This window comes from Streptomyces sp. CC228A (assembly GCF_021390935.1).
Lineage (GTDB): Bacteria > Actinomycetota > Actinomycetes > Streptomycetales > Streptomycetaceae > Streptomyces.
The window spans coordinates 185,592-201,205 of record NZ_JAJPUI010000008.1; the positions used below are offsets into that span (position 1 = coordinate 185,592).

At 76.5% G+C, this 15,614-nt stretch carries 12 protein-coding genes and 3 pseudogenes; 11 read left to right on the plus strand and 4 right to left on the minus strand.

All coding sequences use genetic code 11. The features are described 5' to 3' along the window. Positions 1 to 80: 80 nt before the first annotated feature. A pseudogene (locus tag L6E17_RS22770) lies at positions 81 to 850 on the plus strand (PIG-L deacetylase family protein). Positions 851 to 1,138: 288 nt separating this feature from the next. Next, positions 1,139 to 2,095 carry an NADPH:quinone oxidoreductase family protein gene (locus L6E17_RS22775; protein WP_236242605.1) on the plus strand — a complete coding sequence of 319 codons (957 nt, stop codon included), beginning with the start codon at positions 1,139 to 1,141 and terminating at the stop codon, positions 2,093 to 2,095. Here the strand turns inward: L6E17_RS22775 and L6E17_RS22780 are convergent. Beyond that, positions 2,001 to 2,756, minus strand: a pseudogene (locus L6E17_RS22780) (substrate-binding domain-containing protein); the annotation flags it as partial. The gene L6E17_RS22775 and the pseudogene L6E17_RS22780 overlap by 95 nt on opposite strands. 289 nt (positions 2,757 to 3,045) lie before the next feature. Here L6E17_RS22780 and L6E17_RS22785 point away from each other — a divergent pair. The 9 genes and pseudogenes from L6E17_RS22785 (at position 3,046) to L6E17_RS22825 (ending at position 10,355) form a co-directional block, all read left to right on the plus strand. Beyond that, positions 3,046 to 4,671: an ABC transporter substrate-binding protein gene (locus L6E17_RS22785; protein ID WP_236242606.1), complete on the plus strand. Its 1,626-nt coding sequence runs from the start codon at positions 3,046 to 3,048 to the stop codon at positions 4,669 to 4,671. A gap of 26 nt (positions 4,672 to 4,697) precedes the next feature. Further along, positions 4,698 to 5,663, plus strand: coding sequence for an ABC transporter permease (locus L6E17_RS22790; RefSeq protein WP_236242739.1), 966 nt, complete (start codon positions 4,698 to 4,700; stop codon positions 5,661 to 5,663). Then, positions 5,656 to 6,543, plus strand: a complete 888-nt coding sequence (locus L6E17_RS22795; protein WP_236242607.1) for an ABC transporter permease — start codon at positions 5,656 to 5,658, stop codon at positions 6,541 to 6,543. Before L6E17_RS22790 ends, L6E17_RS22795 begins: the two co-directional genes overlap by 8 nt. Before the next feature lie 41 nt (positions 6,544 to 6,584). Further along, positions 6,585 to 6,695, plus strand: a pseudogene (locus tag L6E17_RS31610) (ATP-binding cassette domain-containing protein); the annotation flags it as partial. A 149-nt stretch (positions 6,696 to 6,844) separates the two neighbouring features. Then, a complete protein-coding gene (locus tag L6E17_RS22805; RefSeq protein ID WP_374109125.1) occupies positions 6,845 to 7,885 on the plus strand; it encodes an oligopeptide/dipeptide ABC transporter ATP-binding protein in 1,041 nt (346 codons plus the stop codon). Position 7,886: 1 nt separating this feature from the next. Continuing rightward, positions 7,887 to 8,534: an ABC transporter ATP-binding protein gene (locus L6E17_RS22810; RefSeq protein WP_236242609.1), complete on the plus strand. Its 648-nt coding sequence runs from the start codon at positions 7,887 to 7,889 to the stop codon at positions 8,532 to 8,534. A 171-nt stretch (positions 8,535 to 8,705) separates the two neighbouring features. Then, positions 8,706 to 8,900 (plus strand): hypothetical protein, encoded by a 195-nt coding sequence (locus tag L6E17_RS22815; protein WP_071264944.1) that lies wholly within the window; start codon positions 8,706 to 8,708, stop codon positions 8,898 to 8,900. Between the two features lie 235 nt (positions 8,901 to 9,135). Next, positions 9,136 to 9,807 carry a polysaccharide deacetylase family protein gene (locus L6E17_RS22820; protein ID WP_236242610.1) on the plus strand — a complete coding sequence of 224 codons (672 nt, stop codon included), beginning with the start codon at positions 9,136 to 9,138 and terminating at the stop codon, positions 9,805 to 9,807. Between the two features lie 77 nt (positions 9,808 to 9,884). Continuing rightward, positions 9,885 to 10,355 carry a hypothetical protein gene (locus tag L6E17_RS22825; protein ID WP_236242611.1) on the plus strand — a complete coding sequence of 157 codons (471 nt, stop codon included), beginning with the start codon at positions 9,885 to 9,887 and terminating at the stop codon, positions 10,353 to 10,355. Positions 10,356 to 10,533: 178 nt separating this feature from the next. Here the strand turns inward: L6E17_RS22825 and L6E17_RS22830 are convergent, their stop codons facing one another. The 3 genes from L6E17_RS22830 to L6E17_RS22840 form a co-directional block, all read right to left on the minus strand. Continuing rightward, complete coding sequence (locus tag L6E17_RS22830) at positions 10,534 to 11,415, minus strand: hypothetical protein (RefSeq protein WP_236242612.1); 882 nt, start codon at positions 11,413 to 11,415, stop codon at positions 10,534 to 10,536. Positions 11,416 to 12,038: 623 nt separating this feature from the next. Further along, positions 12,039 to 13,472 (minus strand): hypothetical protein, encoded by a 1,434-nt coding sequence (locus L6E17_RS22835; protein WP_236242613.1) that lies wholly within the window; start codon positions 13,470 to 13,472, stop codon positions 12,039 to 12,041. After that, positions 13,469 to 15,319 (minus strand): HSP90 family protein, encoded by a 1,851-nt coding sequence (locus L6E17_RS22840; protein WP_374109119.1) that lies wholly within the window; start codon positions 15,317 to 15,319, stop codon positions 13,469 to 13,471. Before L6E17_RS22840 ends, L6E17_RS22835 begins: the two co-directional genes overlap by 4 nt. Between the last annotated feature and the right edge of the window lie 295 nt (positions 15,320 to 15,614).

A 15,614-nucleotide genomic window follows, 5' to 3' on the forward strand; every position in this document is an offset into this window, starting at 1 on the left:
CGGGGCCGCCCCGGGGAACGGATCGTCGGTCGAGCCGCCGGGTGCCGGGACCGCCCGCCCCGCGCCCGTATCCTGCGCGCATGGACGACCGCGACACCGCACCGACGCACCGTCAGCCGGGACCCCGGCCGCTGGAATCCCTGCCCGGCGACTGGCGGCGGGCCCTCGCCGTCGTCGCTCACCCCGACGACCTGGAGTACGGCTGCACGGCCGCCGTCGCCGCCTGGACCGACGCCGGACGCGAGGTGGCCTACGTCCTGGCCACCCGCGGGGAGGCCGGGATCGACGGGCTCGCTCCCGACGTCTGCGCCCCGCTGCGCGAGCGGGAGCAGCGGGCGAGCGCCGCGGTCGTCGGCGTGACCGACGTGGAGTTCCTCGACCACAGGGACGGCGTCATCGAGTACGGCGTCCCGCTGCGGCGGGACATCGCCGCCGCGATCCGCCGCCACCGTCCCGAGCTGCTCCTCACCGTCAACCACCGGGACACCTGGGACGGCGCGGTCTGGAACACCCCCGACCACGTGGCCGTCGGCCGGGCCGCCCTCGACGCCGCGGCCGACGCGGGCAACCGGTGGATCTTCCCCGAGCTGGCCGAGCGGGGACTCGAACCGTGGGACGGGGTGCGGTGGGTGGCCGTGGCGGGCTCGCCCCGCCCCACGCACGCGGTCGACGCCCGCCCGGGCCTGGAGCGCGCGGTGCGGTCGCTGCTGGAGCACCGCACATACGTGGAGACCCTCACCGACCGGGACCCGGAGGCGTACTGCCGGGACTTCCTCGCCGGGCACGCCGAGGCGGCGGCCGAGCGGTTCGGGGCGTGCCCGCCGTCACCTTCGAGGTCTTCACCCGCTGAGCGCACCCGGGGACGCACGGGCGGCGCTTAGCCGGCCCGGTCTGCCGCGCCCGCCCGGCCGCGCCCGCCCGGTCTGCCGCGCCCGCCCGGCCGCGCCCGCCCGGATTGCCGCGCCCGCCCACCCGGCCGCGCCCGACCGGTCGCCGCGCCCGACCGGTCGCGGCCCCGGCCCGGTCTGCCGCGCCCAGGGCGGTCGATGAGCCGGGCGGAGCCGTTCCCCTCCCGGCAAGCGACTGCTTAGTATGCCCTCGTGCGGGAACCGCGCGGACGACGACCACGGAGGCGGACATGCGGGCATGGCGGGTGCACCGGAACGGCGAGCCGGGCGAGGTGATGAGCCTGGAGGAGACGGAGCGGCCGACTCCGGGCCCCGGGCAGCTCCTCCTGAAGGTGCGGGCCGCCAACGTGAACTTCCCGGACGCGCTGCTGTGCCGGGGCCACTACCAGGTGCGCCCCCCGCTGCCGTTCACCCCGGGCGTGGAGCTGTGCGGCGAGACGGAGGACGGGCGGCGGGTGATCGCCACCCCGGCCCTGCCGCACGGCGCGCTCGCCGAGTACGCCGTCGCCGACGCGGCCGCCGTGCTGCCCGCACCCGACGCCCTCGACGACGCCGAGGCGGCCGCCCTGCACATCGGCTACCAGACCGGCTGGTTCGGCCTGCACCGGCGCGCCGCGCTCCTGCCGGGCGAGACGCTGCTCGTGCACGCCGCCGCAGGCGGCGTGGGCAGCGCAGCCGTCCAGCTCGGCAAGGCGGCCGGGGCGAAGGTCATCGGTGTGGTCGGCGGCGCCGGCAAGGCCGCCGCGGCCCGCGAGCTCGGGTGCGACGTCGTAGTGGACCGGCACGCCGAGGACGTCGTGGCCGCCGTCAAGGACGCCACGGGCGGCCGCGGCGCCGACGTCGTGTACGACCCCGTGGGCGGAGCCGCGTACACCGCGTCCGCCAGGTGCGTGGCCTTCGAGGGCCGGATCGTCGTCGTCGGCTTCGCCAGCGGCGACATCCCGGCCCCCGCGCTCAACCACGCCCTCGTGAAGAACTACGCGATCCTCGGCCTCCACTGGGGCCTGTACAACCGGTACGACCCGGCGGCCGTCGCCCAGTGCCACGAGACACTCACCGCGTACGCCGCGAAGGGCCTGGTCAGGCCCCTCGTCAGCGAGCGGGTGCCGCTGGCGGACGCGGCCGACGCCGTCCAGCGGGTCGCCGACGGCACCACCACCGGGCGCCTCGCCGTCCTCCCGGACTGAGGCCCGCCGCCGCTCGCCCCCGCCGCCCGCCGCCCGCCGCCGCTCGCCCCCGCCGCCCGCCGCCCGCTCCCCGCGGTCGCCCGGATCCGGTCCGGCACCGCATGCGCCGGGAGACATCCCGGCGTACGGCGGCCGCTCCTGGTGCGGGGGCGGCGGGGCGGCGCAGTCCGCCGCGGGTGCGCGGATGCCGCCGCCCGCGCCACCCGTCCCGCCGCCCGCACGGTGCCGCGCGGCGGAGCCTTCGCCGCCGCTGCGCACCCCCGGCACGGCCGGCCGGCGACCGCCGCCGGCACCCGGCCTCCGGGGGTGCCGGAGCCAGGCCGCCGCGCGGCGCACCGGCTCCGTCGGCAGGATCACCGCCGCCGGGTCCCCACCGGCGGTACGGGCCGGCAGCATGCGGACCCTCTCCGTGCTGATCCGGTCCCGCGGCTGCCGGGCCTTCACCAGCGCGGGACGCGACGCGACAGCGGCGGGCGAAGTCGTCGAAGCCGCCGACCGCCACGTCGTCCGGTGCCCGCCGCCCGGCGCGCTCCAGGGCGGCCAGGAGGCCTTGCACTATCAGGTCCGAGGCCGCGAACACCGCGTCCAGGGCGGATGCCGCCTCGCGCCGCGTCGGGGGCGAAGCGCCGGTGCGGTCGTCGACCGCACCGGCGAGTCTCCCGGCGGGGCGACGGGGGCCGACAGCCTTGCGAAGACCTTTCCGAACCCGGTCCGACGGGACGCGGCCCTCCGCCCCTGCCTGCGCGGCTCCGCCGGACGCGTCCGGCGGCGGGCCCCGGCCGGGCGCGGTCCCTGGAGGGCCTGCGCCGGGCGCCTCCCCGCAGGGCCTCGCCGGGTGCGGGCCGCGGCCGCGCGTGCCGCCAGGGGCGGCCTGTCGCGCGCCCCTGTACGTGAGGTTTAATTGCGCAGAATTCGCAACAGCAGTTGATCTTCATGAGGGGTGCGGCACCATGAACGCCCGATCCGCCCGGTCCATACGCGGCCTGGCCGCCGCGGCGCTGGCCACCGTCCTGGCCGGCACCGCGGCGGCCTGCTCGAAGCCGGGCGGCTCCTCCGGGGGCGCCGGCGCGGGCGGGGCCGCGGACGCGGTGACCGTCGGCATCGCGTACGAGCCCGAAAGCCTCAGTCCCCTCCTCGGCTACGGCCGCGAGGGCAACTCGAAGATCTTCGACGGCCTCCTCGCCCACGGCGCGGACGGCCGGCTCACCCCCGCCCTCGCCACCGCCCTGCCCGAGGTCAGCGCCGACGGCCTCACCTACACCTACACCCTGCGCCGCGGTGTCACCTTCAGCGACGGCACGCCCTTCACCGCGAAGGACGTCGTCTTCACCTACCGCACCATCCTCGACCCGAAGACCAACAACCCCGCACGCACCGAACTCGACGCGCTGAAGGACGTACGGGCCGAGGGCGACCACACCGTCGTCTTCACCCTGAAGTACCCCTACGCGCCCTTCGCCGAGCGCACCGTCCACGCCATCGCCCCCGCGGGCATCGCGGGCGCGCAGGACGTCAACTCGGGTTCCTTCACCACCAAGCCCGTCGGCACCGGCCCGTACGTCCTCGTCGGCTGGTCCAAGGGCGAGAAGCTCACCTTCAAGGCCAACCCCCGCCACTGGGGCGGCGAGCCCAAGGTGAAGCGGCTCACCATGGCCGTCGTCAAGGACGACGACGTCCGCGCCACCCGGCTGCGCGCCGGCGACCTCGACGGCGCGATCCTGCCGCCCGCGCTGGCCCGCACCTTCGCCGCCGACAAGGGCATGAAGACGTACGCCGCCCGCACCTACGACTACCGGACCGTCACCCTCCCCACCCACCACGCCGTCACCGGCGATACCGCGATCCGCCGCGCCCTCGACGTGGCCGTCGACCGCCAGGCCATGGTGGACAAGATCCTCGACGGCACCGGCAAGCCGGCCTACGGTCCGGTGCCCACCGACAGCGAGTGGTTCACCCGCGGCACGGAGCGCCGCCACGACCCGGACGCCGCACGGCGCATCCTGGACGAGGCGGGATGGAAGCCCGGCAAGGACGGCATCCGCGTCAAGGACGGCGTCCGCGCCGCCTTCCCGCTCTGGTACCCCTCCGGCGACAAGCTCCGCCAGGACCACGCCCTCGCCTACGCCTCCGACGCCAAGAAGGCCGGCATCGACATCACCGTCCAGGCCGGCACCTGGGAGGTCATCCAGCCCCGTATGAAGCACGAGGCGGTCCTCGCCGGCGGCGGCGCCCCCGGAGACCCGGACTTCGACCAGTACCCGCTGCTGCTGTCGTCCCTCGCGGGCGACGGCTTCAACAACATGGCCTCGTACGACAACCCCACCGTCGACAAGGCCCTGGAAGCCGGCCGCCGCACCGACGACCGCGCCGCCCGCAAGGCCGCGTACGACACGATCCAGCGCGAGCTGGTGAAGAACCCCGGCTACACCTTCCTCACCCACATCGACCACCTGTACGTCCTCGCCGACCGCTGGGACGGGCCGTCCACCCTGGTCGAGCCGCACGACCACGGCCTCGCCTCCGGACCGTGGTGGAACGTCGAGGACTGGACGCCGAAGGGCGCGCCGAAGAAGTGACCGCCCGCCGCCTGCCCTGGGCGGGGATGGCCCGGCTCGCGGGGCGGCGGGCGCTGTTCGCCGTCCCTGTCCTGCTGGCCGTCACCTTCGGCGTCTTCGCCGTGGCCGCCGCCTCCCCCTTCGACCCGGTCGCCGCCTACTCCGGCACCGCCGGGCTCACCGCGTCCCAGGAGAACCTGGACCAGCTGCGCGCCAACCTCGGCGCCGACCAGCCGTTCACGGCCCGCTGGTGGGAGTGGCTCGGCTCCGCCGCGACCGGGGACCTGGGCGACTCGACCTCCATGCGGCAGCCCGTCACCGACGTCATCGCCGAGCGCCTCGGCTGGTCCGCGCTGCTCGCCGCCACCGCGTTCGCCGCCGCCCTGCTGCTCGGCACCGCCCTCGGCGTGCTCGCCGCCCACCGCAGGGACGGCTGGTTCGACCGCTGCGCCACCTCCGCCGCGTACGCCCTGGAGGCCGCGCCCGCGTTCTGGCTCGGGCTCCTCGCCATCTGGCTGTTCGCACTCCAGCTGGGCGTCCTGCCGGCCGGCGGCCTCACCGACACCGCCAGCGACACGGTCACCGCAGGACAGGTGGCCCGCCACCTCGTGCTGCCCGCCGGCGTCCTCGCCGCCTCGCAGCTGCCGTGGTTCCTGCTGTACGCGCGGCAGGGCGTGGCCGACGCGCTCGACGAGGACCATGTGCGCGGCGCCCGCGCCCGCGGCCTGCGCGCCCGGACCGTCCTGCTGCACCACGCCCTGCGCTCCGGAATGCTGCCCGTCCTCACCCTCATCGGCTCCCGCGTGCCCGAACTGATCACCGGCGCCCTGCTCGTCGAGACCGTCTTCTCCTGGCCCGGCATCGCCGCCGCCACCGTGCAGGCCGCGCTCGCCGCCGACTTCTCCCTGCTCGCCGCGCTCACCGTGCTGGCCACCGCCGCCGTCCTGCTCGGCAACCTCCTGTCCGACGTCCTGTACGGACTCGCCGACCCGAGGGCGGGCTTCGATGGCTGAGCGCTCCACACGGCCCCCGCGTGCCGCCACCGCCCCGCGCCGCCCCCGGGCCGCGGCGGCGAGGCGCCCGCGCGTGGCCCTCCCCGCGGCGGTCGTCGCCGTCACCCTTCTCGCGGTCCTCGCCGTACCGCCGCTGGTCCAGCTCGACCAGCAGGCCGTCGACCTCTCCGCGAAGCTGCTCCCGCCGTCCTGGCAGCACCCCTTCGGCACCGACGACCTGGGCCGCGACCTGCTGCTGCGCTGTGTGTACGGACTGCGCGTCTCCCTGCTCGTCGGCGTCGCCGCCGCCGTCGCGGCCACCGTCGTCGGCACGGCGGTCGGCGCGGCCGCGGGGGCCCTCGGCGGCTGGGCCGACCGGCTCCTCATGCGCCTCGTCGACACCGTGTCGTCCGTACCGCACCTGCTGCTCGGCATCGTCGTCGTCGCCCTGTTCCGCCCCGGAGTGGGACCCGTCATCGCGTCCGTCGCCGTGACGCACTGGCTGTCCACGGCCCGGATCGTCCGGTCCGAGGTGCTGTCCCTGCGCGCCCGCCCCTACATCGACGCCGCCATCTCGGGCGGCGCCTCCCGGCTGCGCGTGACGGTCCGGCACCTGCTGCCGGGCGTCGCCCCGCAGGCGGGCATCGCGGCGGTGCTGATGATCCCGCACGCCATGTGGCACGAGTCGGCGCTGTCGTTCCTCGGCCTGGGCATGCCCACCCACCAGGCCAGCCTCGGCACCCTGGTGCAGTCCGGCCGCGGCTCCCTCCTCGCCGGGGACTGGTGGCCGACCCTCTTCCCCGGCCTGTTCCTGATCGTGCCGACCCTGGCCGTGGCGGCGCTCGCCGCAGCCTGGCGGGACCGGCTCAACCCGCGCCGCCGCTCGGAGCTGACGCTGTGACGACCATCCTGTCCGTACGGGGACTGACCGTGCGGTTCCTGATGCGGGGCCGCCCGCCCGTCGCCGCCGTCACCGACGTGCACCTGGACGTGGCGGCGGGGGAGTGCCTCGCCCTCGTCGGCGAGAGCGGCTGCGGCAAATCGGTGCTCGCCTCCGCCCTCCTCGGCCTGCTGCCCGCCAACGCCGAGGTCGAAGGCTCCGCCGTGGTCGCGGGCGGGGAGGTGCCCGGCTCCGCCGCCGTGCCCCGCAGCCGCACACGCGCGGGTTCCGCAGCCGTCGCCGACAGCCGTGCGCTTGCGGGATCGGTCCCCGTAGGCGGCAAGTCCCCGAGGACCGCCGCCGGCGGCAGCGTGGACGGCGCGGCCTCCGCCGGCGTCGCCGGCACGGGGAGGCCGAAGGCCCGGCTGCCGTCGCCGGAGGCGAGGCCGCGGGCTCCGCCGCTGGGGAAGCCGGCACCGCCGTATCCGCCGCTGCGGCTGAATCCGCCGCGGTGTCCACTTCCGCCCCCTCCGCCGCCTCCGCCGCCTCCGCTGCCGCCTCCGCCGCCTCCGCCGCCTCCGCCGCCTCCGGGGCCGACGGCCGGGGCGGACCCGCGGCTGCCGCGACACCCGCGGCCGGCAGCGTCGACCTGATCGCCGCCGACGAGCGCACCCTCGCCCGCACCGTGCGCGGGCGCCGTGTCGGCCTGGTCCCGCAGTCCCCGGCCGCCCACCTCACCCCGGTCCGCACCGTCCGCGCCCACCTCGCCGAGTCCCTGCGCGAACTGACCGGCACCCCGCGCGCCGTGCTCCCCGCAGCCGTCGCCGCCGCGGCGGAGCGGGCCGCCTTCCCGGCCGACCACCTCGACCGCTACCCGCACGAGCTGTCCGGCGGCCTCGCCCAGCGCGCCGCCACCGCCCTCGCCCTCGTCGGTGACGCGCCCCTCCTCCTCGCCGACGAGCCCACCACCGGGCTCGACCGGGACCTGGTGGACCGCACCGCCGACGAACTGCGGCGCCACGCCGACGCGGGCCGCGCCCTGCTGCTCATCACCCACGACCTCGCGGCCGCCCGGCGCATCGCGGACCGCGTCGCCGTCATGTACGCCGGCCGGATCGTCGAAGTCGCCGCCGCGGACCGGTTCTTCGGCGCCCCCGGCCCCCGCCACCCGTACGCGCGCGGACTGCTCGCCGCGCTCCCCGAACGGGACTTCACCCCCATCCCCGGGATGCCGCCGGAGCTCGGCGCCCTCCCGGACGGCTGCGCCTTCGCTCCCCGCTGCGCCCACGCCACCGACGAGTGCCTCCGCACGGTGCCCCGCTTCACGGACGGCGCGGCCTGCCACCACCCGCAGGAGGCGTAGCGTGCTCGAACTCCGTGACATCACCGCCGGATACGACCGCCGGGCCCCCGTCCTGCGGAACGTCTCCCTGACCGTCGCGCCCGGCGAGGCTGTCGGACTCCTCGGCCCCAGCGGCTGCGGCAAGTCCACCCTCGCCCGCGTGGCCGCCCTGCTGCACCGGCCCGACACGGGCACCGTCACGGTCGACGGCGAGCGGGTACGGGGCTGGCGCCACCGCGCCCCCCGCCGGCTGCGCACCGCGATCGGCGTCGTCTTCCAGCAGCCCCGGCTCTCCGCCGACCCCCGGCTGCCGCTGTTCGACCTGGTGGCCGAGCCGCTGCGGGCCACCGGGCGGCGCACGGACGTCCCCGACCGGGTGCCCGCCCTCGCCCGCCGCGTCGGCCTCACACCCGACCTGCTGGCCCGCCGCCCGCACGAGGTCAGCGATGGCCAGCTGCAACGGGCCTGCCTCGCCCGCGCGCTGGTGCTGCGGCCCCGCTGGCTGGTCTGCGACGAGATGACGGCGATGCTCGACGCCTCCACCACCGCCGCGCTCGTCGGCGTGGTGGAGGACTACCGGCGGGAGACCGGAGCCGGCCTCCTCGCGGTCGGCCACGACTCCGTCCTGCTGCACCGCTGGTGCGACCGCACCGAGGACTGGCGGAAGTGATCTTGCCGGCTGCCGCCGGGTAACGGGCGCACACCCATCCGTACCCGTTCGGCCGACATGCCGTACGCCCGGACGGCGCCGCCGCTCCGCCAGACTGGCCGCCGAACGCCGTACACACCCGCCCCACCCGCCCCACGGCGGGTGCGGGCGGCTGGCCGAGGAGGGTGACCCATGGCCGTATCCATCTCCGTCGTGCTGCTGCTGCTGATCCTGGCGGTGGTCTTCCTGCGCAGCGGCGGCCTGAAGGTGTCGCACGCGCTGGTCTGCGCCCTGCTCGGCTTCTTCCTCGCCGGGACCAGCCTGGCCCCCACCATCTACGACGGGGTGTCCGCCACCGCCGACGTCGTCAGCAGCGTCAAGCCCTGACGGCCGCGCGACGCCGGCAGAACACCCCGATCCCCGCGGCACCGGCTGCTCGGCGCCGCCCCGCGGGCGGGCCGTCCGTCCGCCCCCGTCGAGGCCGCAGGATCTCCTCGACGGAGGGGGAGAACGTCCTGTCCTTCCTCCCGCGTCCGCAGCGTGCGACGTGCCCTTGCGGGTCAAGTCCTGCCCGGGACAGGGATCTTGACATTCCATCTGGTCTAAACCAATCATTCGGCGTATGCCGAGACCCCGCATGCGCGGCGCCCTCCGCGCCGTCCTCGCCGTCCTCGTCCCGTGGACCCTCCTGACCGGCTTCGCCCCCTGGCCGCAGCCGGTGCCCGTCGTCTCCCGCATCGACACCGACCAGCCCGTCGTGTTCCTCACCATCGACGACGGGTGGCACCACGACCCGGCCGCTGCCCGACTGCTGCTGGACCGCCGCGTGCCCGCCTCGCTGTTCGTGCTCCCCGGCGCGTACTCCTACGACTCCGCGTACTTCCGCTCCCTCCTCGCGCACGGCCCCTCGCGGATCGAGAACCACACCGTCACCCACCCCGACCTCACCGCCCTGGACGGCGCCGCCCAGCGTGCGGAGATCTGCGGGGCCCGTGACAGCCACCTGGCGCAGTTCGGTGACGGTCCCCGGCTGCTTCGCCCGCCCTACGGAAAGTACGACGAGGAGACCCGCAGCGCCGCACAGGCGTGCGGGGCGAAGGCCGTCGTCACCTGGACCCACGACCTGACGACCTGGGGAGGCGGCGCACCCCCGCCCGTGCCCGAACTGAAGGCCGGCGACATCGTGCTGCTGCACTTCACCGAGAACCTGGCCGCCGACCTGGAACGCGTCCTCGCCGCCGCCGACGCCGCCGGACTCGAACCCGCGCAACTGCGCGACCACCTGCCCGAGTAGCCGGGAATCACCCTCGCCGGGGCAATCCGGCCCCGGTTGCCGCAAGTGGCCGCGGAGCACACCCCCGGACCCGTACGGTGCTGCACGAAGACCCCGCCGTCTCGTGGGAGGGCACCGTGAACAAGGAGCAGCGCCGGCGCGTCATCGCCGAGGTCCAGACGGAACGCGAGCGCCTGCTGCCGCTGCGGGAGGAGGCGACGGAGACCACCATCGCCGCGATGCGGCAGAGCGCCGCCGCAGAGCCCCTGGACCTCGTGCCGTATCTGAACCTCGCCTACCTCCTGGGCGTCCGGCACACCCGCGGCGACGACGGCCTGCTGGCGTTCGCCCTGTCCCTGGCGAACTGGGCGGCGGCCTGCATCAAGGAGGTGGCCGAGTACACCGGCCGCACGACGGAGGAGGTCATCGACCAGTACGAGACGGAACTCATGGAGGCCCGCATGGCCCAGGCCGTGGACGGCGACGGCGAGTACGGGCCGGAGGTCCACGGGGACGGCGGGGCGGATGGCGACGCCCACCGCGACGGCCCCCCTCCGCACGGCTGCTGAGGCCCGCCGCCCCTGAGGCAGCAGGCGGCGGAGGGATCCGCCCCGCAGGCCGGCCCCGCTGCCGCGGACCCCGCAGGGCCGGGGCAGCGTGCCGGGGCAGCGGCGACCGCCCCGGCACCCGCGGGGCCTGGCGGCAGGACCGCGGGGTCCGGGCGGATCCGGGGCGGCGGCCGCCGGGTCAGACCTCCTCGGACAGCTTCTCCAGCAGGAACTCCAACCGCTCCACGGCGCGCTGCACCTCCGGGCTCCCTGCCGGGCCGAGCGCGGCGATCACCGACCGCACGCGCGACACCGCCGCCTCGGCGCGGCCGAGGCCGTGCTCGATCCAGGCGGCCCGGCCGGTGCACTGGACGCGCTCCTCCAGCGCCGCCGGCCCCAGCGCGGCGAAGGCGGAGTCCGCCTGGTCCAGCAGCGCCAGCGCCTCCGGGCCCGCCGCCGCGAGCACGTCTCCACCGGGCGCTTCCGCATCCGGGTCCTCTTCGTCCTCAGCCCGGGCGTAGGCCGCGTCCACCACCAGTCGCGCCGTCTGCGCCCACGTCCGGGCACGCTCCAGCAGCAGATGCGGATCCCCGTCCCCGGCGACGGCCGCCAGCGCGCGGTCCATCAGCCGCCGGGCCGCGGCGGGATCCCCGGCAGCCTCCAGCCAGGCCAGCGAGCGCAGCGCCCGGGCCAGCGCCACGGGCTCGCCGACCGCCTCCCACAGCCCGATCGCCCGCCGGTACGCGGCGACCGCGTCGTCGTCCCGCCCTGCCTCCGCCAGGCATTCCGCCGCGAGCGTCGCCAACTGGGCGTGCGCGCCCTGGTGCTCCCACGCCGCGGCGACCTCGGCGGCCTGCAGGTACTGCCCCGCCGCCGCCCGCGCGTCGCCCAGGGCGCGCAGGCTCCGCGCGAGCACGTCCCGCGCCTGGACGGCGTGCTCGTCGCCGTGCTCCAGCAGGTCCGGCAGCGCAGACTCCAGCACCTCGGCGGCCTCGGCGTGCCGGCCCGTCGCCCCCATCGCCTGCGCCAGCAGCATCCGGGCGTACGCCCCGGGGCGGCGGACTCCCCGGCGGCGTCCCACCAGTGGGCCGCCTCCAACGCGTGCTCGGCCGCCTCCGCCTCCTTGCCGTCCTGCCGGTACAGGACCTCCGCCAGCGCGGTCCGCAGCGCGGCCAGCACGCCCGCGTCCACGAGCTCCGCCCCGTGGGCCACCGCGGCGCGGGCCGCGTCCTCCGCTTCGCCCGCCCGGCCCAGGTCCAGCAGCAGCCGGGCCCGCCGCGCCAGGTGCTCGGCGGCGTCCCAGGGCGGCCCGCCCCGGCGATGCGCCGCACCGCCGACGCCAGCAGCGCGTCCGCCCGCTCCGGATCACCCGACCGCCAGGCGTGGTCGGCGCGCAGCTGCTCGGCGTCGCCCACGAGGTCGCCGACGCCGCTGCCCTGCGCGTATGTGTCGACGAACCCCGCGAGGGCGGCGTCCGCCCATGCGCCGCCGTCGTCCTCCTCCGTCTGCCGCCGCATCGCCTCGTACCGGATGCGCAGCAGCTCCACCCCGGCCACGCGCCGCAGCCGCGCCGGCTCCGCCTCGCCCAGCGCCCGCGCCGAATCGGCGGCCTTCGCCAGCAGGTTCCGTACGGCCTCCGGCTCCGCGCCGCCGCGTATCGCCGCCACCGCCAGCCGCTGCTCGGCCAGCGCGGCACCGGCCGCGTCACCGGCGGCCCGGTACGCCTCCAGCACCTCCCGGAGGAGCGCGCCCGCGCCCTCCTCCTCCGACTGCGCCGCCGCGAGCGCCCGCCGCTCCAGCAGGTCCGCCGCCAGCAGCGGGTCCGGTGCCTGACCGGTCGCCGCCACGGCCGCGGAGACCCGCTCCCAGGCCTCCGCCGCCCTCGGGTGGCCGAGCGCCCTGCGCCTGCGGGCCTCGGCGACCAGCTCCGGCAGGTCCGCGGCGCCGCCTTCCCGCGGCGCGGCCCCCGCCGCGTCCTCGGGCGCGGGGACGGCAGCCCCCAGGGGCACCGGGAGCCCTGCCGTACGCACCCCGAGCGGCAGCCGCTCCACGAGCGGCTCCTGCGCCAGGCGGTCCCGCAACCGCTCCGACACGGCGCCACTGCCGTTGCGCGCGTCGAAGCGGGCGGCTGTGGCCGCGGCCTCGGCGTCGAGCATGCCGTGCAGCTTTCCCCGACCGTGCGCGGGCTCCGCCGTACGCGACGGCCGGCCGGTCGCCGTGGCCGAGCGCGAGCAGCCGCCGGAGCAGCACCAGGGTGCCTCCCAGCAGGTCGAGGCGGGCCGCCGGATTGCCGTCCGAGGCGAGGTGCGCGGCGTGCTCGGCGAGCACTTCGAGCCCCCGCCCCTCGTTCCCGGTGAGCGCGCAGAACTCGATGTGCCGGCCGATCGCCGGGAGCAGGCTCTCGTTGCCGCGGGCCAGGCGGTGGCCGCGCAGGTGGTGCGCGCGCGCCGCGTCGAGCCGCCCGGCCCGCACCAGCGGCAGCAGCGACTCGGCGAGGACCCGGTGCGGTTCCTCCGCGCAGCCCTCCCGGCCGTCCAGGACCGGGGCCCAGGACTCCAGTGCCCCGTCGACGCGGCCCTGGTGCAGCCGGTACCGCCCCTGGTCGTTCAGCTCGCAGGCGTGGCAGTCGGCCATCGAGTCCCGGTCGGCCGCCGTCCACGCGGCGAACGCGCGGGCGGCCCGTTCCCCGTCACCGGTCTCGTGCGCCAGGGTGAACTCCGCCTGCCGCACGGCCCGCTCGCTGTAGCCCGCGGTCCGGTAGCGGCGCTCCATCTCGGCGAGCCAGCGCTCGATGGTGGCCAGCGGGATTTCCGGGAGCGTCAGCATCCCGGAGCTCACCCACTTGAACATCCAGTGGAACCGGTGGACGTCGTGCCGGTCGAACGCCGACGGGTCCTTGTCCCACTCCTGCATGAGCCGCGCGAACGGCACCAGCATCCTGCCGCGCTCGGTGCTGAACTCGTACGCCGTGATCAGCTCGAACAGCGCCTTCCTGACCAGGTCGCGGTCCCCGGTCGACTCGGCGGCGGCGACCAGTTCCTCGGCGCGGGCGTTGCGCAGCGGCCCGTTGGGCGCCGACTGGTTCTCCCGCAGCGCCTGCAGGACGGCCTCGGGGGTGTGGGCGGGGGCGGCGGTCACTTCTGGCCTTCCTCTGCGGTCGTGTGCGTGGCCCATTCCAGGAGCCCGAGGAAGGCCCGGTTGAGCAGCGACGTGTCGGCGGGGCGCAGCGGCCGCTGCGCCATCAGCAGGGCCTGCCCGTAGAGCGACTCGACGGCCGTGCCGGCGAGTTCGGGATCCTTGATGGCCGCGATGCGGCGCACCAGCGCGTTGTCGTGGTTCAGGACGAGGCGGGCGCGCGGCGCGGAGCCGCGCAGCGCGCCGAGGATGTCGCTCCACAGCGTGTCGGCGCTCTCCTCGGCCGCGGCGCGGTCCCGTTCGTGCCGGGCCTCACGGTCGTCCAGGTAGAGCGCCGGCACGGTGACCGGCTGGAACGCACGCAGCGCGACGTCGCAGCCGAGCCCGTCCAGCCGCGCCCGGGCGGTCGCGAGGAACCCGGCCAGGGCCAGCTCGCGGTCCGGTGCCACCGGGTCGAGGTGGGCGGTGACCGCCCCCGCGTCCAGCTCCCCGACGCTCACGCCCGGCAGGACCTGCGGCAGCAGGGCGACGAGGTCGGCGTCGTACGTGTACCCGCCGTTCACGACGCCCAGGCCGTGCGCCGCCGCGATGGGCGCCACCTGCCGGAACTCCTCCACCGTGCGCGTGACGTGCACCTGCGGGTACGTCCTGGCGAACCGGTCCAGCGTGACCCGGCCGTCGCTGGTCTCGAACGGCAGCCACGGCAGCATGAGCGCGAACAGCTCGGGGTCGTGGCGCGCCATCGACTTGACGCCCAGGTGGTGCACCGACAGGAAGGCCGCGAGGCGGTCCGGGTCCCCGGCGGCCAGGTCCGCGAGCCACGCGCGGACCCGGGCGCCCAGCGCCTCGCGGACGGCGGCGAGCGTCTCGTCGTCGTACAGGTTCTCCCGCGACGCCGTGGGGCGCAGCGTGTCCGTGTCGAGGACGACGCGCACGAAGAACGCCCAGTCCGGCAGCAGGTTGTCGGCCCGGTCGGTGAGCAGCATCCCCTTCAGGTACACCCGGTGCGGCGCCCGGTGCGCCGGGCTCGTGGCCGAGGGCAGCACGTACGCCACGCCCCGGACGCCCGCGACGGGCAGGTCCAGGTCGATCGAGTCGAGCGGGGTGAAGCCGAAGACCCGGGCGCAGTGGCCGGCGAGCGCCACCCGGCGGGCGGTGGGCGTCGCATAGGGCCGGTCCCACACGGCGGGCCGCTCCGTGAGCTGCCGGTCGGCTCCGTCAGGCCCGGCGAAGACCACCTCGTACGGCAGCAGCGACCCGAAGTCTCGGGCGAGTTCGGCGACACGGGCGGGGTCGGTCCACTCCTCGGCTCCCGGCCGCGGCTCCAGCCGCACGGTCGTGCCCGGCTCCGGCCGCGCCTCGTGCGGCAGGGTGCGGACCGTGTACGACCCGTCGTCTCCGGCCAGCCATTCCACGGGCGGCTCGTCCGGCTTGCGGGCCGAGCGGGAGACGACGCGGATCTGCCGGGCCGCGACGAAGCAGGCGAGCAGGCCGATGCCGAACTGGCCGAGGAACTCCTGACGCGCTCCGTCCAGCGCGTCCCGCTTGGAGCTGCGGCCGATGGTGGCAAGGAGGGTGTGCACCTCCTCCGATGTCAGGCCGATGCCGCTGTCCTCCATGACGACCGCCCCGCCGGTGGCGGTGAGGCGGATCCGGGCGGGTGCGGCCGGGTCGGCGGCGCGCCGGGCGGTGACCGCGTCGACCGCGTTCTGCAGCAGCTCACGGACGTAGACGCGGGGGCTGGAGTACAGATGGTGGGACAGCAGGTCGACCAGGCCCCTGAGGTCCACCTGGAAGGTGCTGACGGACGGTTCGGACGGCACGGGTGCTGGGTACGAGTGCGGGTTCATGGGCACCAAGGAGACACGCGCACGGCCCCTGACGGCGGCCGCGGGTGCGGGGTCGGGCGATCGCGGGGTCCCCCCCTCACGAATCGCGATCGGATGTGGTGACCATCGTAGGGATCACGACTGACAACGCCCAGGCGGTTTCCCGGAGCTCCGCGAAGCCCGGCCGCGGCGGCGCCCGGCCCGGCCCGGTCCCGTCCCGGCCGGTGCCCCGGCCTGCCCGGCAACCCGGGCTCACGGGTGCCTGCCAGGCGGTCTCAGGCACCGCACCTGCCGCCGTCCGCTAGGTCGTGTCTCT